General features: G+C 38.6%; 20 protein-coding genes. 5 read left to right on the forward strand and 15 right to left on the reverse strand.

Annotated features, from left to right (window positions below):
* Positions 1-19: 19 nt before the first annotated feature.
* Together NYP54_RS02610 and secA are read right to left on the reverse strand one after the other, a co-directional pair.
* Positions 20-331: a helix-turn-helix domain-containing protein gene (locus NYP54_RS02610; protein WP_117003696.1), complete on the reverse strand. Its 312-nt coding sequence runs from the start codon at positions 329-331 to the stop codon at positions 20-22.
* Between the two features lie 377 nt (positions 332-708).
* Entirely contained in the window at positions 709-3,417 is a 2,709-nt protein-coding gene (secA, locus tag NYP54_RS02615; protein ID WP_283157507.1) for a preprotein translocase subunit SecA, read from the reverse strand.
* Positions 3,418-3,495: 78 nt separating this feature from the next.
* On the opposite strand from secA, the gene NYP54_RS02620 reads away from it, so the two are divergent.
* Entirely contained in the window at positions 3,496-3,951 is a 456-nt protein-coding gene (locus NYP54_RS02620) for a hypothetical protein (RefSeq protein WP_283157046.1), read from the forward strand.
* The gene (locus NYP54_RS02625) at positions 3,944-4,615 is read left to right on the forward strand and encodes an HAD-IA family hydrolase (protein ID WP_283157047.1); all 672 of its coding nucleotides are present in this window, start codon (positions 3,944-3,946) and stop codon (positions 4,613-4,615) included. Before NYP54_RS02620 ends, NYP54_RS02625 begins: the two co-directional genes overlap by 8 nt.
* A 49-nt stretch (positions 4,616-4,664) precedes the next feature.
* Here NYP54_RS02625 and NYP54_RS02630 read toward each other — a convergent pair whose 3' ends face one another.
* Positions 4,665-4,952, reverse strand: a complete 288-nt coding sequence (locus NYP54_RS02630; RefSeq protein ID WP_117003692.1) for a helix-turn-helix domain-containing protein — start codon at positions 4,950-4,952, stop codon at positions 4,665-4,667.
* A 226-nt stretch (positions 4,953-5,178) separates the two neighbouring features.
* On the opposite strand from NYP54_RS02630, the gene NYP54_RS02635 reads away from it, so the two are divergent.
* Positions 5,179-5,625: a hypothetical protein gene (locus tag NYP54_RS02635; protein ID WP_283157048.1), complete on the forward strand. Its 447-nt coding sequence runs from the start codon at positions 5,179-5,181 to the stop codon at positions 5,623-5,625.
* A 101-nt stretch (positions 5,626-5,726) separates the two neighbouring features.
* Here NYP54_RS02635 and NYP54_RS02640 read toward each other — a convergent pair whose 3' ends face one another.
* From NYP54_RS02640 to NYP54_RS02665, 6 genes are all read right to left on the reverse strand, one after another.
* A complete protein-coding gene (locus NYP54_RS02640) occupies positions 5,727-6,734 on the reverse strand; it encodes an FUSC family protein (RefSeq protein WP_283157049.1) in 1,008 nt (335 codons plus the stop codon).
* On the reverse strand, positions 6,727-7,746 hold the full coding sequence (locus NYP54_RS02645) for a hypothetical protein (RefSeq protein WP_283157050.1): 1,020 nt from the start codon (positions 7,744-7,746) through the stop codon (positions 6,727-6,729). The genes NYP54_RS02640 and NYP54_RS02645 overlap by 8 nt, the downstream gene beginning before the upstream one ends.
* The gene (locus tag NYP54_RS02650; protein ID WP_283157051.1) at positions 7,721-8,593 is read right to left on the reverse strand and encodes an HlyD family secretion protein; all 873 of its coding nucleotides are present in this window, start codon (positions 8,591-8,593) and stop codon (positions 7,721-7,723) included. Before NYP54_RS02650 ends, NYP54_RS02645 begins: the two co-directional genes overlap by 26 nt.
* Before the next feature lie 221 nt (positions 8,594-8,814).
* Positions 8,815-9,771, reverse strand: coding sequence for a DMT family transporter (locus NYP54_RS02655; protein WP_283157052.1), 957 nt, complete (start codon positions 9,769-9,771; stop codon positions 8,815-8,817).
* A gap of 210 nt (positions 9,772-9,981) precedes the next feature.
* Positions 9,982-11,022, reverse strand: coding sequence for a Holliday junction branch migration DNA helicase RuvB (ruvB, locus tag NYP54_RS02660; RefSeq protein ID WP_283157053.1), 1,041 nt, complete (start codon positions 11,020-11,022; stop codon positions 9,982-9,984).
* A gap of 114 nt (positions 11,023-11,136) precedes the next feature.
* Entirely contained in the window at positions 11,137-11,685 is a 549-nt protein-coding gene (locus tag NYP54_RS02665) for a PadR family transcriptional regulator (RefSeq protein ID WP_283157054.1), read from the reverse strand.
* 567 nt (positions 11,686-12,252) lie between these two features.
* Between NYP54_RS02665 and NYP54_RS02670 the strand changes: the two genes are divergently transcribed.
* A complete protein-coding gene (locus NYP54_RS02670) occupies positions 12,253-13,443 on the forward strand; it encodes a multidrug effflux MFS transporter (RefSeq protein WP_283157055.1) in 1,191 nt (396 codons plus the stop codon).
* On the opposite strand, the gene NYP54_RS02675 is transcribed toward NYP54_RS02670, so the two are convergent.
* The 5 genes from NYP54_RS02675 to NYP54_RS02695 form a co-directional block, all read right to left on the reverse strand.
* Positions 13,440-14,045, reverse strand: a complete 606-nt coding sequence (locus tag NYP54_RS02675; RefSeq protein WP_283157056.1) for a hypothetical protein — start codon at positions 14,043-14,045, stop codon at positions 13,440-13,442. The two genes, NYP54_RS02670 and NYP54_RS02675, sit on opposite strands and share 4 nt — an antisense overlap.
* Before the next feature lie 245 nt (positions 14,046-14,290).
* Entirely contained in the window at positions 14,291-14,836 is a 546-nt protein-coding gene (gene pdxT, locus NYP54_RS02680; RefSeq protein ID WP_283157057.1) for a pyridoxal 5'-phosphate synthase glutaminase subunit PdxT, read from the reverse strand.
* Positions 14,837-14,838: 2 nt separating this feature from the next.
* Positions 14,839-15,714: a pyridoxal 5'-phosphate synthase lyase subunit PdxS gene (gene pdxS, locus NYP54_RS02685; protein ID WP_151193952.1), complete on the reverse strand. Its 876-nt coding sequence runs from the start codon at positions 15,712-15,714 to the stop codon at positions 14,839-14,841.
* 160 nt (positions 15,715-15,874) lie between these two features.
* Positions 15,875-17,335 (reverse strand): IMP dehydrogenase, encoded by a 1,461-nt coding sequence (gene guaB / locus NYP54_RS02690; protein ID WP_283157058.1) that lies wholly within the window; start codon positions 17,333-17,335, stop codon positions 15,875-15,877.
* A 181-nt stretch (positions 17,336-17,516) separates the two neighbouring features.
* Positions 17,517-18,527 carry a transposase gene (locus NYP54_RS02695; RefSeq protein ID WP_349293368.1) on the reverse strand — a complete coding sequence of 337 codons (1,011 nt, stop codon included), beginning with the start codon at positions 18,525-18,527 and terminating at the stop codon, positions 17,517-17,519.
* Positions 18,528-18,595: 68 nt separating this feature from the next.
* Between NYP54_RS02695 and NYP54_RS02700 the strand changes: the two genes are divergently transcribed.
* On the forward strand, positions 18,596-19,774 hold the full coding sequence (locus NYP54_RS02700) for an IS3 family transposase (protein ID WP_283155794.1): 1,179 nt from the start codon (positions 18,596-18,598) through the stop codon (positions 19,772-19,774).
* On the opposite strand, the gene NYP54_RS02705 is transcribed toward NYP54_RS02700, so the two are convergent.
* Positions 19,744-21,195, reverse strand: a complete 1,452-nt coding sequence (locus tag NYP54_RS02705; protein WP_283157059.1) for a hypothetical protein — start codon at positions 21,193-21,195, stop codon at positions 19,744-19,746. The genes NYP54_RS02700 and NYP54_RS02705 overlap by 31 nt on opposite strands.
* Positions 21,196-21,985: the final 790 nt, after the last annotated feature.

Below are 21,985 nucleotides of genomic sequence, written 5' to 3' on the forward strand. Positions count from 1 at the left end.
AAATGAGTAAGTAAAAGAATTATTTTAGTGGTGATTCATCTTCCGCTTCAAGCATATTGTATTGCTCAAGCTTTTTACGAAAAGTACCACGGTTAAGTCCAAGAATGCGCGCAGAACGGCTTTGATTGCCGCCTGTGAAGTCCATCGTTGCTTCAATCATTGGACACTCTGTTTCTTCCATAATTAATTCATATACATCGTCAGGATTTAAGCCTTCTTGTGAGACCATCTTATAGTAATGCTGCACGCGTTTACGCACAACCTCACGTAGTGGAAATGTCTCAGCAGATTGTTCATCCGGTTTCAATTTATAATGCATTGTTGCAGCCATAATCGTTTCCCCCTATATTGAAACTTTGTTCATTAGCTGTTGGTTAATATCCAACAAGAGATTAATTGATTTAACATCTAATAACAATAGCGTCACAGCCAAAAAATATCATTTTGCCGCGAAAAAAATACTTTGATTATAAGAGGGATTAAAAAGCAAACATATTGCAGGTTGCATTTAGCAGAATATACCGCTCGTAAATCATTTTGCGGTGTTTGGTGTTGAAGAAGTTTTTGATGCTTTTGAGTGCTTGAGTTGTAGATAATAGCTAGGACTATTGGCAAAATGCAAGCGCTCAAAAGGGCGTAAAATTCAATGACAGAAATGCTGTACAATGGTTTGTGAGCGGTATATAACAAAAATAAAGAAAAATCAGATTAATCTAATGCACCATGGCATTGTTTATATTTTTTGCCTGAGCCACAAGGACATGGGTCATTGCGCTTCACTTTGGGCACATCACGCACAAACGGTTGATGCGCTTTTTGTGCATTCTCTTCATCAGTTACCGATGAAGAGCCACCGGCTAAAACATCCTCATGCTGGGCTTCAATATTTTTAATTGAGTTTTTCCACTCTTCTTCCATACGCTGCGCTTCTTCTGGCGCTTGGATTCTGATCTTAGCAAGATTAGAAATCACTTCATATTTAAAGTTATCAAGCATACTGGAGAAAAGCTCAAAAGACTCTTTTTTGTATTCATTCTTAGGATCTTTTTGCGCATAACCTCTTAGATTAATACTATTACGCAAATGATCCATCGCATTTAAGTGCTCACGCCAATGCGTATCTAAGGCTTGCATTAGACTGATTTTTTCAAATTGGCGAATAGACTGCGCTTCAAGGTTTTCTGTCTTTTGTTGATATTCTTCAACAATGGCTTTGATCACCAGCTCTTTTAATGTTTCATCATGTAAATGATCATCTTCAGCAACCAGTTTACGTAAGCTTAGCGAAATAGAAAAGTCACCTAGTAATGCTTTTTCCAAACCTTCTAAATCCCACTGTTCTTCCATTGAACCGGCTGGCACATGATCATGGAATAGTTTTTCAGCAACGTCATAGCGCATATTAGCAATAATTTCAGAAACATCATCTTTGCCTAGTAACTCTTCGCGCTGCTTATAAATAACCAAACGTTGTTCATTAGCAACATTATCATATTCCAATAAGTTCTTACGAATATCAAAATGATATTGCTCAACTTTAGATTGCGCTTTAGCAATAAAACGCGTCATCATCCCAAACTGGATAGACTCACCACCAGAAAGCGCTTTTTTCATACGATTAGCTAAGCTTTCAGAGGCGAAAATACGCAATAGATTATCATCCATCGACAAATAGAAACGACTCTCACCTGGATCCCCTTGGCGTCCAGCACGACCACGTAACTGATTATCAACGCGGCGTGAATCATGACGCTCTGAGCCTAAAATACACAAACCACCAGCTTCAATAACTTTTTTATTACGTGCTTTCCAAGCCGTTTTGATTTCATTAATTTGTGCTTCAGTTGGCTCCTCGATTTCAGCAATTTCCGCTTCCCAGTTACCACCTAAGATAATATCCGTACCACGACCTGCCATGTTGGTTGCGATTGTCACATTTCCAGGGTAACCCGCTTGTGCGATAATCGCTGCTTCTCTGGCATGCTGTTTAGCATTTAGCACGTCATGTTGGATCTTTTTCTTGCGCAAAAGTGTCGATAAGATTTCAGAGGTTTCAATCGACGCCGTACCGACAAGTATCGGCTGCCCTTTTTCAACACGCTCTTTGATATCATCAACAATCGCCATAAACTTATCTTTTTGATCACCAAAAATGCGATCATGATGATCTTGGCGTTGTGGCGGACGATTTGTTGGAATAACCACGACCTCTAAACCATAGATTTCATGAAATTCAAAAGCTTCCGTATCTGCTGTTCCCGTCATTCCCGACATCTTATTATAAAGTTTGAAGAAATTCTGGAATGTAATTGATGCGAGTGTTTGGTTTTCACCCTGAATTTTAACACCTTCTTTAGCCTCAATCGCTTGATGTAAGCCATCTGACCAACGGCGCCCTTCCATCGCACGCCCCGTGTTTTCATCAATAATAATCACTTCTTGATCACGAATAATATAATCAACGTTTTTTTGATACAAACTATAAGCACGCAAGCAAGCATTTAAATAATGCATTTTCGTTACATGCTGTGGTGAGTAAAGATTATCTCCCTCATTTAATACGCTTTCTTTAATTAAAGCTGCCTCAATCTTCGTGTGACCTTGATCGGTTAAATAAGCTTGTTTTGATTTTTCATCTAAGTAATAATCGCCATCAGTTGCTTCTTCATTTTCCTGTTTAACCAAGGTTGGCACCAACCGATTAAACAATAAATACATATCCGAGCTATCTTCTGAGGCACCTGAAATAATCAATGGCGTGCGCGCTTCATCGATCAAGATCGAGTCAACCTCATCGATTACCACGAAGTTACGACTACGTTGAACCTGCTCTTCTTTGCTAAACGCCATGTTATCGCGTAGATAATCAAAACCAAATTCATTATTCGTACCATAGGTGATATCGCAAGCATAGGCAGCACGACGTTGATCAGGTGATAAATTGGCAATAATCACACCCGTCGTAAGTCCCAAGAAACCATAAATTTGACCCATCAATTCAGCATCACGTGAAGCAAGGTAATCATTGACTGTAATGACATGCACGCCTTTGCCAGTTAATGCATTTAAATATACAGGCAAGGTTGCAACCAACGTTTTACCTTCACCGGTTCGCATCTCAGCAATTTTACCTGAATGCAACACCATTCCACCGATAAGCTGCACATCATAATGACGCATACCTTTAACGCGTTTTGCCGCTTCTCTTACAACGGCAAAGGCCTCTGGCAACAATTGCTCAAGACTATCGCCTTTGGCTAATCTTTCTTTAAATTCAAGGGTTTTAGCCTTAAGCTCAGCCTCAGATAGTTTCTCAATTTCTGGCTCTAAGGCATTGATTTTATTAACTGTCTTTTGCATCTTTTTAATCAAGCGGTCATTTCGACTGCCAAATAATTTTTTAATAATCATTGATATCCTAGATAAGGCTTTTCCACATAACTGGTTTTGGATTATACTGCAACTTATACCATAACAAAAGCCAAGTGCGTCAAAATGATCCGTAAGTATAGTGCATCTGTCACTGAGCTTTTAAACAGCAGAAAAAATAAAAAAGGTTCGCTGTTGCATACCATTAAACAACAGCATGAACTGGTTAAAACGACCGAACAAAAGTTGCTTTATTTTGACATTCCTTATTTCAACCATACTAAAGTGTGTTTTTACAATGGCAAAAAGCTGGTATTAAAAACGGAAATCCCTGAATTGATTGCTAAATTTCGTGAACTGAAAAAAGATCTTATTGCGCTATTAAATACCAGTGAGTATTTTAAAAACTTAAGTACTTTAGAATTGGTTCTTGTATTTGAGCCAAAGCAAAAGACAACCTCACCTGAAGCACGTATGCCTAATAGTGCACAAACTGCATTTAAAAACTTGGCAAAAACACTAGAAGATGATCAAATCAAACACGCGATAAATAACCTCCTTAAAAAGCATCACCATGAATAAAACCCACTATAGCACCCTTTTTTTTGATCTTGATGGCACACTCATTAATAGTGTCAGTGACATTACCTACGCGCTTAATAAAATGCGCGCGTATTTTGCACTCGATCCCATTTCTGACCAAACAACAGCAAACATTATTGGTAAAGGCTTTCCAACAACAACCCAAAAAGTGTTAGCACTTGATTTGACAGCTGACCAAGTTGCCGCTTATGCCAATGATGCCTTAAAACTTACCTTAGATCATTATGAACAAACGATGGGACAACATACACACATCTATCCTGGGGTTATTGACGCATTAACTCATTTTAAAGAGCTTAAGATTAAAATGGCAGTCGTAACAAACAAGGAAGAAGCACATGCCATTAAAACACTAGAGCATTTAGGTTTAGATCAATACTTTGATTGCGTTGTCGGCGGTGATACTACGCCATTTTATAAACCAAATCCCGCCCCCTTAGAATATGCCGCTAAAATGCTAAACGCTGATATCACAACAAGCCTTATGATTGGTGATTCCGCCAATGATGCTTATTGTGCTAAAGCCTATAATATGCCCTATATTCTTATAAGTCACGGCTATGCCAATGGGGTGGATTTATACAGTTTAAATGCTCTTGCAGTGATTAAGCATTTTGATGAATTAAAAGACTACATTATCTGAAACAAAAAAGGCTGCACCTGGCAGCCTTTCGATATTTGAGTTGTTGAAATTACAACATACCGTAATGTGCTAATTTCTTACGGAAAGTACCACGATTAATACCTAGAATTTTTGCAGCACGGCTTTGATTACCACCAGTATACTCCATCGTTGCTTCAATCAAAGGCAACTCAACTTCAGCCATCACCAACTCATAAACGTTTTGCGGCTTAGTACCTTGTGAAACCATATTTTTATAGTATGTTGCAATCACTTCTTTGATATGATCACGCAATGGTAAATCTTGCTGATGAGCATCTTGTTTATGCGCATCGCCATAGTGCATAGTTGCAGGCATAATATTTTCCTCTTTATCTTGATTTTCTTATATTTTTATTACTTGTTTATTAAACAGGAACTCCCCACCAAATCATGTTTTGAGCACTGTTTCTATTGATCTTGTCAATCAACTGTGTATTATAAGGACAGCCTAATTTAAAAGCAAGCATAATACTTGCTCAATAACTTGGTTAAACCCTCAAAATAGTAATTAATAACCCTAAAATAACGAAAGAACACTATTCATGACAGATACACCATTTAGAAAAACCCTCTCATTGAAACGCAAAAAACCAGCTGAGACAACATCTAAACAACAATCAGACAACGCAAGCAATACCAACAATCATCCTAATATCAACAATGCTCATGGACGAAACAACAATGCATCACAGCACAACCATCGTACGAATAAACCAAAGCGTCACTTTCAAGAACAGGAAGTAAGCTTTAGCACGCAAAAGCAACAACAAAACAGTTCACCCGATCATGTCGCTTTTCTTGCTAAAAACGACCCATTATTGCAGAATTTACAAAAAAAACGCGATGGCTTGCTTGAGCAAATTAAAGTGCTTGAACAGCGTTTGGTGTTCATCTCCAGCGAGCCGTTGCAAGCAGCTTGTAATGAACTAAAGAAAGAAGATACTGCAATTTTGTGCCAAATCAACGATTACCTGATCAGCAAGCAATAATACTAATTCATCTATAAATAAACTACCATCAGCGAGCACCTCTCCCCTTGCGCGAGAGATCATTCAGTTTGAATCTGGGCGGGTGAGGGGGACATTAAAACTCAACCTCTTTTTGATTCATCACTTTGTTTAAACTGAATCAATGCACTTTGCGCTTGATATGCCAGATGATCAAAAGATCGCAGATTCTGTATAATTTCCTTTTCAACATCCGTGGTGAAACACTTATTCTGACATACTTGATCTAAAGAAAATTGGCGCGACACATCATAATCTAGCAACTGATTCAAATCATCACAGATCGTCTCAAAAATCGTCTTATTTTGATCAATGAACAACTCCATTTCTTTTTGATTATACTCGGCTAGATAATGCAAGCTAATTAAATGCACACGCATCTTAAAAACAGGCCCAAGGCAAGCATCCATTAACTGTTGTTGCTTTGGTCTTAACTTTGTTTTATTAAGATCCGCCGCTTGCTTTAAGCTAAGGAGGCTATTATTAAAATTCGTGGCATATTCAACGGATATATTCCTAAACTGTTGCTCAGAAAATGATTGATACATCAACGCAAAATGTTTGGCATAAGCTTCTAAGATATCTTCTAAGTCCTTTAAAATAGCATGCGCAATCATCTTTCTTGGTCTAAAAAAAACTTCTGCAACAAAGCAAATCGCACAAGCGGCAAAGGTATCCACTAATCGCGCTAGCATAAACGTTGCTGGCGACATCCCTTTGGTATACATCACGGAATAAAGCAGCATAACCGCAATCGTCACAAACATGGCCGAATAGGTATAATTGATCATTGAAAAATAAAGTACAAAAAGCACCAGCAATGGCAAAAAGACAATCCAAGTGACATGTGCCATGATTATTTCAACCAAAATAAAGCCGAATAAAAGCCCAATAATCGTACCAATTAAGCGCATCTTGATACGGTTATTAACAAGCCCAGGCTCAAAAGGCATATAAATAATCATCAAAGTCATTGCGATCCAATAGCCTCGCTCAATATCAAAAATCAACCATACAGCAACAGCAACGGTAAGCATAACACTGATTCTCACCGCACGATAAATGCTTAGACGATCCATGATACTAAGCATATTTCTTCCTTAACGCTTTGACTTTTATATAAAGCGTATTCAACAATTGTAAGCACGCATCTGCACGCTCAATTGCTTTCTTTAATTGCACATTTTCTTCAAGTAACTGCAAACGAAACGCTCGATTTTCAAGCGCTGTTGCTTTGATTGCTAGATCATCTTGATCCAATAAATTATCAATTTTAAGACAAGCCTCATAAAATGGTAATTTCACTGCATGATTATTAATAATGTAAACGTAAATCATCACAATTTGATAAACCACATCCACATATTCATCAATTATCTGATTAAATTCAGTAGTAAAGTGCTTATGGTGATTATTCTTTTGTTGACGCAAATAATATAAATGACGATACATACAATATAGATTATCACGATAGCCTTTTTCATCTGTGCTACTTAACATGCGTCTTAATGCATAGATATATTCAGTCATTGCAATCAACACCTTTGCTTCATAACGTCGCGGTTGAATCACTGCAACGGCTACAGAGAACAAAGTACAAATTACCATTGCCACGCTATAATTAATAAACATTTGAATACTATTGGCTGGCGCTATCATTGTAGGATCATCAACCAAATGAATAAAAATCGGTAAAAAAAGCACCCCCAGCCCAAGATATAAGCGCAAGTTCATATCTTTAAGTGTCAACAAATAGTAGCTTAAAGAAAGTACAAGCACCAAAAATATAGTCCAGCCCTTTGAGCCCACAACAGCAAAAACACCCACGAAACAAAGCCAAAGTCCAAGACTAATCCACAATGAGGCTTTTACTTGCCCCCAACGCGACTGCCCAAGCGGAAAAGCACTCATGAAAATTAGTAATATCGAAATTAATAAGAAAATAAGAAAATCTGGCCATTGGAAAATCATATAACAAATCAGCAACACGCAGAATGCCACTAAGGTAACAATCACATGATAAGCAATATCTAAATAAGAGTCTTGAGGCAATGTATAGCTATCGCGATATTTACCTCTATTTCGTCGTTTCAATCGTAACATACGCACTTGCCCCGACATGCAATGGAAAGTTTGGATCTGGGTTATCTATTTTAATCATCACCGGAAAACGCTGTGGCAAGAGTAACCATTGATTCTCTTGCGGCACTGATTGCAAAAGGTCGGCTGAGTCGACAGCTCTTCTGCCCACTGCCCAATTTGTATCGGCAACTGTTCCTTGATAGACTTTATCGCCCATATACATCCGTAAACGAATAGTAGCCTTATCCCCTTTTTTAACATCAGCTAAATCTGTTTCTTTAAAATTAGCCTGCACCCACCACTGATTGGTATCAATAAATGAAAATAAGCTCTGATAGGCCTTCACAAGAGTCCCTTTAGCTAAAAACAAATTGCTAACAATACCATTTTCAACGGCATAAATTTTCGTTGCTGCCAATTGGGATTTTGCGTTATCAACTGCTAATTGTGCTTGCTGTACTTTAATTTCTGTAGTTTTAACCTTTACTTTTAATAATTGAAGTTCACTAGCATTTTGTTGCAATAAATCTTTTTGTGCGTAGTTTGTTAGTAATTCCTTTGCGGCTAGATAAGCAACTTCTAAAGCCCGCAGGTTTAAATTAGCCTCTTGTAGTTTTATCTCATAAGGCTTGGGATCTAAAGAAAATAATAACGTCCCTTTCGTTACCATCTGGTTATTATTAACATACACTTCTTCTACTTTACCTGAGACTTCCGCTGCAACTGACTGAATATTCGCAACAATATAAGCGTTATCGGTTGAGGTTGATCGTGTTGCCCAAAAATAACCAACATAAGCAATAATAAGTAAAACAATAATACTGACAACCACTTTGCTGCGTTTGAGTAAATTAAATAGTGCTGACATTTCTTACGATAAACTCCTTTTATATAGACAAATCAAGTGTAGAACATTAGTACTTTTTAGCAACTTCTTTAACAAGCAACCTGAGCACATACCGCCCGCGAACCATTTTACAGAATTTCTATCATTGAATTTCTCGTATTTTTGAATGATTGAATTTTGCTAATAGTCCTAGCTATTACCTGCAATCCAATCACCCAAAAATATCAATAACTTCTTTGATATTAAACACCGCACAATGATTCACGAGCGGTATATTTCTTATTGCCTTTTGAGGCAAAGTAAATCCCTATAATTAACACGACACTCCACAAAATAAACGACTCCTGCACATGCGTGATATTAAATAACACGCTAAAAATGCCTGCCCAAAAGATAAAGCTGGCATTGAATGTCGTCCCAAGACTCGCTCCTATGCGTTTGATCGCATGATAGTACGCAAGATATGAAGTTGAGGCAGATAACACACAGCCTAAAATCAATAGGGGTAAAAATAAATGTCTCATTACTGCCCAAGTTTGTTGATAATCAACAATAAGTAATATTGCTAGTATCAATAAATAACTTACTGCTGAGGCACTTTGACGCACTGCTAAAAGCCATGAGACATCTTGTGTTGATGACTTTTGTGCGATTGAGAACAAAATCGACTCGGCTCCCCAACCTAGCATTGCACAACTGGCGAAAATCAAGCCGATTAAAATATATGGCGCACCTGATCTCACCCCTGCAATGGAGATAAACATCACCGCAATCACTGATAAGATAATACCAACAACCTTTATCTTTGTTGGCTTTTCTCGCAATAAAGTCATTGCTAATAACAGCGCAATAACCGGATAGCATGAGGTGACAACTCCGGCATAAACAGGACCAGCATAAGCAATACCCATAATACCTGCAACCATCCCTAAGGGACCCGCACAAACAGCAGCAATGATCAAAGGCCAAAAATTCTTATGTCTGGTTTTAATCATATTTGTCTTAAAGCTACCACGCATCGCGTGATAACTATAAATCCCCGCACAAGAAAAACTATCCTGCATCAAGGATAAAATCAGTGCAAATACTAATACCGCAAAAGTTACTGTACTAAACAAGGCTTGCTCGGAGTAAACGTTCGTCAATACATCGTTTAAGCCCCATAACATACCTGAAATAATTCCAATAATAATACCCAAAATTTCCCCTCGTATACTTGCTTTATTTACAATAACTCATATTGGCTATAACCATCTTCCTGCCCACGTTGACTGAGCGTAAGTCGAAGCCTCTATGAAGAGTGATTCTCCCAAGCCCACCCACTGCGGCTAATGCTCAGTGCATCGCTTCGACTTATGCTGAAGGGACGGTGGGCACTTGTGGATAAATATTTAGTCTTAGCCCTAATATTAATCATCTAACGATAACTGCTGCAAATCATTTAATTTCTCGGGCATGACTACATCAAAATGTCGATAAGCATGGTGAGTGGCCACGCGCCCTCGTGCTGTGCGCATAATATAACCCTGTTGTATCAAATAAGGTTCAATCATATCCTCAATCGTGCCACGCTCCTCTGAAATCGACGCGGCAATGGTATCTAAGCCAACAGGACCGCCCGAGAATTTATCAATCAGAGCTAATAAATAACGTCGATCCATATGATCAAAGCCAACTGGGTCAACATTAATCAATGATAAGGCTTTATCAGCAATCTTATGATCAACGACACCTTTGGCTTTAACATCGGCGTAATCACGCACACGTCTTAATAGGCGATTAGCAATACGGGGCGTGCCACGCGCGCGTTTTGCAATTTCCTTAGCGCCTGATGCTTCAATTGTCACATTTAATAGCTTAGCTGAGCGCATCACAATATCTGCCAAATCACTGACTGAATAAAATTCTAAACGTTGCACAATGCCAAATCGATCACGTAACGGGGAGGTTAACAGCCCTGCTCTTGTCGTTGCTCCGACTAAAGTAAAAGGTGGCAAATCAATTTTAATTGATCTCGCGGCAGGTCCCTCACCTATCATAATATCCAGCTGGTAATCCTCCATCGCCGGATAAAGAACCTCCTCAACCACAGGGCTCAAGCGATGAATCTCATCAATAAATAATACATCATTGGTTTCAAGATTAGTTAATAATGCCGCCAAATCACCCGCTTTTTCTAACACGGGACCTGAGGTTTGTTTCAATGAGACATTCATCTCATTAGCAATAATGTGTGAAAGTGTGGTTTTTCCCAAACCAGGAGGACCAAAAATAAGCACATGGTCTAAAGCTTCAGAGCGCTTTTTCGCTGCTTCAATAAAGATCTCCATCTGCTCTTTGACCACTGGCTGACCGTGATAATCTTTGAGCATTTTAGGGCGGATCGCGCGATCAATCTGCTGATCTTCTTTTTGCTTATTCCCCGAGATAATACGGTCTGTCTCTATCATAGAATGTAAGTAATCAAGGCTTTTTATAACTGAGTAAAAGCCTATCATGTTTTAACGTTAAAAACGATTAAAACGATATGATTTTTAGTGTCTTACTATGATGCGTTATGTAATCTACATCGCCTGTAACGCTTGAACCGTCTCTTTTGCCCACTCAAGCTCGGCTTTTAAACGCTTTTCATTATAGCGATATACTAATAACAGATAATCTTGATCCTCTCTACCGTTATGATCAATACTAATATGACTAACAACTTCAGCAAGCTTAATCTGTAGCATTTGCAAATGGGTAATATAGTTATTCACATGTTGTAAAACATCTACTTTATCCATCGCAAAACCACTGCTTAGCTTTAACAATAATTCATTACGTTCTTTAGCACCATAACTAATTGGCTGCATTAACCATTGCATTAAGTGCGCACGACCTGATTCTGTAATTGCATAAATGCGCTTTTGACGTTTACCACTGGATTCATCTAAGCGTGATTCGACAAATCCTTGATCCTCTAATTGCTTAAGCATCGGATAAATTTGCGCATTACTTTCTGACCAATAAAAATGAGCAATCTTTTCAAAAAGTGCTTTGACACCATAGCCAGATAACTCTTTTTTGTTGAGTAAACTCAAAATTGCATAACAGGAATTATTTTCTCTTGCCATATTTTTCCTCTGTTCTTTTTATTATATAAACATTATCTGAGCGTAAATCAAAGCCTTTATAACTGACGTTATAAGTAAATACCCAAACAATAATCCCTTGGTAATAATGGATATTCGGGTCAAGCCCGAATATGACTACTCACTGTCATTCTCGGACTTGATCCGAGAATCCAAAAAGACACCTGATAATATTTGCATAGGCATTTATAAGCTTCACACACATTCTCGCATTTCCAAACACACCCTTAGGGGGTTACTCAGACCATGACCATCATTTCTTAGTAATTGGGGTTACGTACTTTTCTATTACAACACCCCGCCTCACAAGCTCGGCACCCCTCTTGCAAAGAGGGGAATAATATCACTGCTGCCTGATTCCCCTCTTTGCAAGAGGGGTGGCCGCCGCAGGCTGACGGGGTGTTTATAAAATCACAGTTTTTTCCAAAGCATATAACTCCAGTGAGTAAACACTCAATCATAGGCAAAAATTTTTATTGCATTTTACGCACATCAAGAGTATAGTCAACAGGTATTTAATACCTATATAAAAATCCTAATTAGGATAGAATGAAAAATAAGATGATGTTTTTGGTTCTCAGTGTTTGCATTATCACTCCTTTTGCAAATGATATATTTATTGCTTCCTTCCCTGAAATGGGACAGACGTTTAATACATCTCATATCGGCTTAGTGATGACCGTTTTTATGATTGGTCTTGCTACTGCTCAACTTTTTTACGGCCCACTACTTGATCGCTTTGGCAGAAAACCTGTTTTAGTCACTGGGCTTGTTATTTATACTTCAGCGAGCTTAATGATTGTTTTCTCAACAAGCTTTCACATGTTGCTTATTGGACGCTTTTTTCAAGCGATAGGCACATGCAGCAGCATTGTTGCAGCGATGGCAATTGCTCGTGATGTCTATAAAAAAGAAGATCTAGTTAAGGCAATGGCAATGATTATGGCGATTATTGGTATTTGTCCGGCAATTGCTCCACTTCTTGGTAGCGTGTTGCAAGAGCTATTTGGCTGGCATGGTGCTTTTATGTTTTTACTGTTACTTGGCGTATTTTATCTATTGGTTATTAGTTTTCTATTTAAGGAAAGTATCCAACAAAAAAACATGCATGCGACAAAACCTAAACAGCTTTATGATAATTATCTGTCATTACTTAAAATCAAAAGCTTTCAAGGTTATATCTTAACAAGCGCTTGCTCATATGGTGTTTTATTCTCATATGCTGCGGCAAGTAGCATGCTGATTATCGGGGTATTTCACTTTTCAGTACTTGCCTTTGGGATCATTTTTGCTGTTAACTCACTGGCAATTGTCATTATGTCTATTTTGGCACCGAAACTAAATAAACGCTTTAGCATTAGTCAACTGGTACTTACTGGTGCAATACTTCTGGTGACAGGTGCTATGTTAACCATTCTGCTAAATATCATCTTCACAAGCAATATTTATACCTTAGTATTACCTATGTGGATCACAACCCTAGGCTACGCCATGATTCGCCCAACAGCAAGTACAGGCGCTATATCAAGTGCACCGCACCACATCACAGGATCAGCAGCGGCATTGTTTAACTTCATGTCTTTTCTAGGTGGCGCCATTGCAACTTTCTTATTGACACAATTTACAATGACGAGCATCCATTTCGCGACATTTGTACTGGCCATTGGATTGCTTGCTATTATTTGTGCACGCCATGCGCACAAAGGACATTCATTTGAGCTTGTTACTGCTAAAAGTTAAAAACGGATAAAAAACTTCGCAGTAAATACCACGCCAATATAAGATAATTCTGCGCCAAAATTTTTATAAGCATAATCAATATAAAGCTCAGGAATCGGCAACACAGGTAAATATTTCGCAATATCTGACATCCTTTGATCATAGCCTGAAATTAACCCTAAACGATAACCGACATTTATCTGATTGTTTTGTGATAATTGATTAGTATAGAGATTACGTTGCACCCCAACCACAAAAGCTCGGTCACTGAATGAATTAAGCAAAGTACCAACAAAGATACTGTTATAAACTCCACCAATCAAATTATTCGACCAACGGTCATGCGCTCGACTTTCAGGATTAAAATGCCAAGTAAACATCCCTAAGTAAACAGCATTATCCGGCTGTGTACCTTTTAAGAATGTCCAAAAGCTCTCGTCCTTGCCTGATTTATCTGAGGAATCCTGTCCTTCATCATCTGAGCTATTTGCTTTTTGCGCTGACTCAGGACCAATAGCTGCATTCGCTGATGATGCTGCTTTTGCAGAGCTCTCATTATTATTTGCAGCAAAGCTAACACTCGCCACAATCAATAAAACCCACCCTAATAAATAGTTTCTCACTCTAAACCTCATTTCTAGCACACTAATCATCACATTCATCAAAAAATTGTGATCAAAATCATAAAAATTAAGCGCGCATAATCGCAAAATCTTGCTTTATAGTCAATGCACAAAAATACGTAATAATAAAGCAATATGCTGGACTTAATACTGAGATAGGAAGAATGAGAGTTATTTAAGCATTCCCTTCACTAGAGACAACTCTCGCCACTTATATCAACAAATGATTGGCAGAACAGATCTTCCTACTGCCGTATTAAATCGATAAAATATTTATGAATTGGCGAGCTTTGACATAACTCAGGATGAAAAGTTGCTGCGAGTACTTTATTTTTTCTAATTAAAACCGGTTTATCTAAATGATAAGACATGATATCGATTTCTTTATCATTAATCGTATTAATAATCGGTGCGCGAATAAAAAAAGCTTCGACCTCTTCCTCTGTTGTGTCAAATTTAACACTTAGAGGAAAAATACCACTTTCTAATTGTCGCCCATAACCATTGCGGATGACATCGATATCCAATACACCCATTTTTTGCAATAGAATCACACCAGCACATGTTGCCAAAACTGGAATCTCTTGCATGCGCTTAATCAATGGTTGCCAAAGTTGATGTTTCTGCAGCAAATACGTCATTGTTGTGCTTTCACCACCAGGCAAAATCAGTGCATCAACCTTAGCTAAAGCGGCTTCTGTTTTAACTAAAATGCAGTTAATACCTAATGATTCAATTTTTTTCTGGTGCGCATCATACGCACCTTGTAAGGCAAGTACCCCGATATTCATTACTAGCCTCTAACTGAAAACATCTCGTGTGGCAACAAGTGATCACAGTTGATTCCAGTCATTGGCGCACCTAGATCTTCTGAGACTTTAGCAATCACATCTGGATCATTGAAATGTGTTACAGCACTTACAATCGCTTCGGCACGTTTTTTAGGGTTATTCGATTTGAAAATACCCGAGCCAACAAAAACAGTTTCAGCACCTAATTGCATCATCATCGCCGCGTCAGCAGGTGTTGCAATACCACCGGCTGAGAAATTAGGTACAGGCAATTTGCCATGCTCATGTACATATCTTACTAATTCGTAAGGTGCAGCTAGTTTTTTAGCAATTGCCATCAGCTCACCACTATCTGCCATTTGCACTTCTTTTATCTGACGATTTAATGCACGCATTTGTTTTACCGCCTGAATCACATCACCCGTTCCTGCTTCACCCTTAGTACGGATTAAAGCAGCACCCTCACCGATTCGACGTAGTGCCTCACCTAAATTACTACAACCACAAACAAAAGGTACTTTAAAGGCATGCTTATCGATATGGTTCTCATCATCAGCAGGTGTCAATACTTCACTTTCATCAATAAAATCAATGCCTAACGACTCTAAAATCTGTGCTTCAACAAAGTGACCAATACGCACTTTTGCCATGACCGGAATACTCACGGCTGCCATAATTTCTTTGATCAGCTTTGGATCTGACATGCGTGCCACGCCACCGTCTTTACGAATATCAGCAGGAACGCGTTCAAGCGCCATCACCGCAACAGCACCCGCCTCTTCAGCGATTTTTGCCTGCTCTGCAGTTACAACGTCCATAATCACGCCACCTTTAAGCATCTCAGCCAAGCCAACGTTAATCTTCAATCTATCGTTCATGAGCCAATACTCCACTTTTATTTTGAGTTTAAAATAAGGTTTATAAATACTGTATCGCGGTAAATTATTTAACGATACATAAAATACCCGCATACAATAGAGCAATTTTAATGCTGATACAATCGCTTAGATTCCAAATCTGCCTTTTTTGTTATTTTTCCTATTTCAATTGATAGTTTGGTGGCTCTTTGGTAATCATCACATTATGCACATGGCTTTCGTTAAATCCCGCCCCTGTGATTTTGACAAAAGTTGGCTTGGTATTCATCTCAAGAATTGTAGCGCAACCGGTATATCCCATGCCGGCACGCAAGCCACCGATTAATTGATGAATTACCGCGGCTAATGTGCCCTTGTATGGAACACGACCTTCAATACCTTCAGGTACGAGCTTTTTGGCATCAACACTATCTTGAAAATAACGATCTGATGAGCCTTTTGCCATAGCACCTAATGAGCCCATACCTCGATATGATTTATATGAACGCCCTTGGAATAATTCGACCTCACCAGGGGATTCTTCTGTTCCTGCAAACAATCCACCAACCATGACTACTGAAGCACCTGCGGCAATTGCTTTACAAATATCACCAGAGTAGCGAATACCGCCATCGGCAATCACAGGCACACCCAATGGTGCCATCACTGCAACCACATTAGAAATCGCCGTTAATTGTGGCACACCAACACCCGCAACAACTCGAGTTGTACAAATTGAGCCAGGACCAATACCCACTTTGACACCATCAGCTCCCGCCTCAACTAAAGCTTTCGCCGCTTCCGCTGTGGCGATATTGCCACCGATCACTTGCACTTTTGGGAAATGCGTTTTTACCCATTTTACGCGATCAAGCACGCCTTGCGAATGACCGTGTGCGGTATCGACAACAATCACATCAACTCCGGCTTCAACCAATGCTTTGACGCGCGCTTCAGTGTCTCCTGCTGTACCAACAGCCGCACCAACCACCAAGCGCCCTAACTCATCTTTACAGGCATTGGGTTTATCAATCGATTTTTGAATGTCTTTTACTGTAATTAAACCAACAAGTTCATAGCTGTCATTGACAACCAATACTTTTTCAATACGGTGCTGATGTAGTAAGCGTTGAATCTCATCTTCTTGCGCGCCTTCTTTAACTGTTACCAAACGCTCTTTTGGCGTCATAATACTTGAAATCGGTTGTGTCAGATCTTTTGCAAAACGAATATCACGTGACGTTACTAAACCAACGAGTGACTTACCCTCAACAACCGGCACACCTGAGAAATGATACTGCTCAGTAATTGCCAACAACTCACGTATCGTTGTTGCAGGTGAAGCGGTAATTGGATCAATGACCATACCATTTTCAAACTTCTTAACCTTGCGCACTTCAGCGGCTTGTGCTTTGATAGGCATATTCTTATGAATAATACCCACGCCACCCTCTTGCGCCATAGCAATCGCTAAACGTGATTCGGTTACAGTATCCATTGCAGCGGATACTAATGGCATCTTTAGTTTTATTTTACGCGTAAGATGCGTTTCTAATGAAACCTGATGTGGCAATACATTGGAATAACCAGGCGACAACAGCACATCATCAAAGGTGATGGCTTCTTCAGTGATACGTAACATAAATGACCTCGTAATTAAGTTTGGATAAATTTGGACTCGTCTTAATTACAGCGGCATTCTAGCAATATTTATGATCCTTTACTAGCATTGACATTTAATTTTTTATCGAATTTTATGATCAGAACAACAGGTTAAAACAAAATACAAATAAAATCATTAATCTGAACTTTCCCAAGTTTTGTTAAGCGGCAAGCCCAATAATCATTTGAATCCATGAATTTCTATGATTTTTTAGCTCAGATTCACCATTTTGACAAACCCTGAGTTTATTCTGACGCTTTATCAACAACTTTCGTGCCGCAGAAAAGGTGTATTGCGGCTTAGTGCCATTATGTGTTAGCTCATTGACTGCATCACTTGGAAGATGCATGACAGCGATCCAAATAATCGTAATGGCAAGCATGCACATATTCAAGTGGTTTATCACCGAATGCTCCAATCTTACTTGGGCTTTTTGGCTGCCGATGTCATGTTTGAGCTCTTTGAAACCAGACTCGATCTTCCACCGTGCGCTATAGTACTCCAATATCTGCGTTACGCTTAAGCTTAAGTCTGTTGTTGCTAAAGCAACGAAGTGATTTTTGTAATAGGCAAAGACAACTTTTATCGGGCATTTAAAAGCTTTAGACATGAAGTTTTTCTCGTAGACAAGCATGTCACGCTTTTTACCATAAACAAAGCTTGTGACTTTTTGGGCTTTAGCTTTATATTCATTTGCCAAATCCCTAACAGAACCTGCTTTGGCACCATATTTTGCAGGACGCCCACATGTTTTACCTTCGATAACCTCAGGAAAACCGTATAAAACACTGTTTTTGCGTAACATGGTGAGGATATGGACTCGATTACCTAGTTGATCTTTTAACGGGTTGTACAATTTACCATTACCAAACCATGAATCAGTCACAATAAGAATGGGGGATTTTGTCCAGGTGCTAAGCTTAAGAATCATTTGGCAGGCCAGTGTAATTTTACTGTTAAAACACTCAGCCGCTGCTTTGTTGCTAGAGTGATAAAATCGCGTCAACAATGGCAAAAATGCCCAACGGGTATGAATGAACTTTAAGAGCCCCAGTTGAACAAAGCACTGTGACCAAGGGTATTTACTTTGATTGTGCTTGGCTGCATGATCAAAGAAATGCTCACAACCAAATATTTCCTTACCGCTTTTAGGTATAATACCCCAAGAAATTTAAACAGTATCTTTTGAAATTCATTTCCGATATATTGTTGAAAGTGAAATGAACAGAGGGCGTATTTATGAGCACAAAAAGGACAAGTTACTCATCCGAGTTTAAGGTCAAAGTTGTATTGGAATTATTGGCAAATGAGCTTACGTTAGCAGAGCTTGCTAGCAAGCATAATATAACGACAAAAAACATCCAAAACTGGAAGAAAATCTTCTTGGATAATGCCGTTATTGCTATGGAGCCAGCCAAGGCGGTTAAAGAGTACAAGTCTGAAAATGATAAGCTTCAACACGAGGTGGATAAGTATGCTAAGAAAGTTGGTCAGCTTACTATTGAGAGGGATTGGCTTGAGGGAAAGCTCGCAAGCTTGGACTTATCAACTAGAAAATCTATGGTAGAGTCCAAGCTAGAAACTATTTCCATAGTTAAGCAATGCCAATTACTGGGTATTAATCGAGGCACCTGCTATTACACGCCTAAAATCAATAAGGAAGCACTTAAAATTAAAGCGCATATCCAGAAAATCCATGAAGAAATCCCTATTTATGGTGCGCTGAAGGTTCATCAGCAATTGCTTGAGGATGGATTTAGTGTCAGCGTGAATACGGTGCAGAAATACCGTCAGGAAATGGGCTTAAAAGCGGTGTTGGCTGTCAGGTTTCCTAATTTGTCCGAGCCTTGTAAACAACATGTTAAATACACTTATAAACTGCGTGGTATTAATATTTGTCGCGTTAACCAAGTGTGGTCTACTGATATCACGTATGTGAAGCTTAAGGGTGGTATGGTTTATCTTGCTGCGATAATTGATTGGTATTCAAAAGCCGTATTAAGTTGGCGTATATCGAATACGATGGATAGTAGCCTGGTAATGAGTGTTTTGCATGAAGCCCTTGATCGCTTTGGCAACCCTGAGATTTTTAACACTGACCAAGGCAGTCAATATACCTCGCATATACATACTGAGGCATTATCCAGTAGAGGTATTACTATTTCAATGGATGGCAAGGGGCGAGCTACTGATAACATTTGTATTGAGCGTTTTTGGCGCAGTGCAAAATGCGAGCGAATTTATCTTAATGAATATGGTTCTTTGCCTGAGCTTAGGTCTGATCTTGCTGATTATATTGATTTTTATAATCACCGTAGATTTCATGAGAGCTTGGGATACAAAAAACCAATGAATGTGTACAAAGAAGGTGCTATTGAATTTAAAAGTCAGGTGCAAAAAACATTGCAGGTTGCATGACATGTATAGGAATAAGAATTTTTAAAAAACTGTATTGACACTTTGGGGTAGAATAGGGAAAGGTTTTGATTTTTCTCTGACTTTGCGTATGAATCAACACTATTAATAAACTTTGCAAAATTCTTTGATTGATCTTTTTGTTTTATTTGCACAAGATGGGCTAAAACTTTAGGTTCTATCTTGTATTCCTTACTATCCAACTGTTGGTAAAAAGCACTGTTTTTATATGCCCAATTAATTAAGTCATAGTATTTATTTTTTGGATCATTAAATGCCTGAAAAAAGTTGCAATCGTTTTTACTTTTATGCATAAAAAATTGATAAACATCATGTAATACAGAGTTAGTATATTTTTCTTTACATTCAGGATTGTCTTTGCATTTGATTTTAATAACTCTATCTTCTTTGGGGTGGAACGAGTTTACTTTAGCTTTAGCCTTAGACAAATCATCAACTAGCTCCTCACTAATAATACCGTATTGCAACTTTATTTGAGCATTGTTTTTTGACTGTATTTCACCTAAAGTATTTTTTCCAGAGAAAAATTTATTACCTTCTTTTTCTGTATAGGCGATTGTTTGGTGAGTAGCCCTAGAATAGCTTATCTCTACATCTACGTTATCAGGGATGAATAAAGGACGCCCGTTTTTAAAATTAGGATCAATCCCGTAAGGAAGCTGAGACTTATAGGCTGTTCGTCTTTCGTCAGCGGCATAACGCAAAGTTAACCTATCAACATAAGCTCCTATCCTAATAGGCTCTACCTGAACAAGATGATTCTTTAAGTCATTTGAATCATTTTCAGCATGGAAGTTCTCCATTGGTATATTACGTACCACTGATTTCTCAAGAGCTCCATAATCAAGGCCTGCTACTGGATCAATAACGTACAAACTTCTGATAGAAACCTTTTGTTTATCGATACCCATCTTCTGCAAAAAATAAGATAATTGATTGGAAAAAGCTATAGCAGTAATCGCCCCTCTACTATGAGATGCAGGTATTGATATAGCCACACGCTCATGTTTACCTAGCTGCTCAATAATAAAATTGCAAGCTATGATTAATGCCAACTGCATATTATGCTCCCAGCCATCACCCCATAGTCCAGTTGAATTGTTTGTAGTATGTTGGGACATGTATTTTGAGTTAAATTTGCCAGTGCCAGGTTTATCGTATTTCGTGTTTTTTCTCTCGGCAGCAGGTCCAGGAAAATAAATTTTTAGATATTGATTTTCCAGAATATTCTGATTACCAATCAAACCATCATACTTTTCTCTGTTGAAATATGTTTCGACGCTTTTATCATTATTGTAGGCTTCTCCAACGACCGTTGGATCTTTACCATTATCTTTGTTACAAAATGTCCCATCAAAATATAATTTAAGTTCTGGTACTATTTTTTCTAGCTCATTTCCCATAGTACACTCGCTCCCCATCACCCCAAATATTTACCAACAATGGATTGATTTTACAAAACCACATATTCAATGTGTTCCCATAAAAAATATATGGCAGACATGTTGAAATGCTGCACTCTTGATACATCATAATTGATCAGAACTTTATTCGATAGCGTAAAACTACTTATCTTTGAGCGCATCTAAATTTCAATTATTATTGGCTCTTGGTAAAGATCTGCGTCAGAATTCCTACCTCAGCACAAAATATGATTAATTAAATCTCAAGGTTATGTAACCATTTGTTGCGAGCAAGCTTATTTAAAAGCAACAAGTGCAGGGTGCCTCGGGGCTCATAATAGATTTTGGGACTTCGAAGTCAGCCAAAATCGAATCGCTTCCCTCGGCGGTTTATTCTTTTGGGCGGCACGGCTCCCTCTCAAGCAGGCTTCGACGAAAACTACGTATTCTTCTACGCCATCTTGCTCCTGTACGCCTCTACGGCGTGAAAATATAGCTTCAAGCACAGACTTGCTCTGGCGCCTACGGCACGTCGCGCGCTGGGAATGAAGCCACGCCTACCTTGTCTACTAGACCTCGCGTTCCGCTCTCCATGTCTCGCAGCGTACGTAAAGTTAGATATTTTACACCTCCTAATATGACAATGTATGACATAAATAAACACTTCCACATGTTGACAAAACAGCTTACCAAGCCAAATAATGATAACAAGTCTCATTATCATGTTTTTTTTGATTTTAAGGCTTTGTTTATATCAAATATATGGAGGATAAAATGAAAAAAACCATAC

Origin of the sequence: Cysteiniphilum sp. QT6929, assembly GCF_030035755.1 — a bacterium.
In the GTDB taxonomy this organism is placed as follows: domain Bacteria; phylum Pseudomonadota; class Gammaproteobacteria; order Francisellales; family Francisellaceae; genus Caedibacter; species Caedibacter litoralis.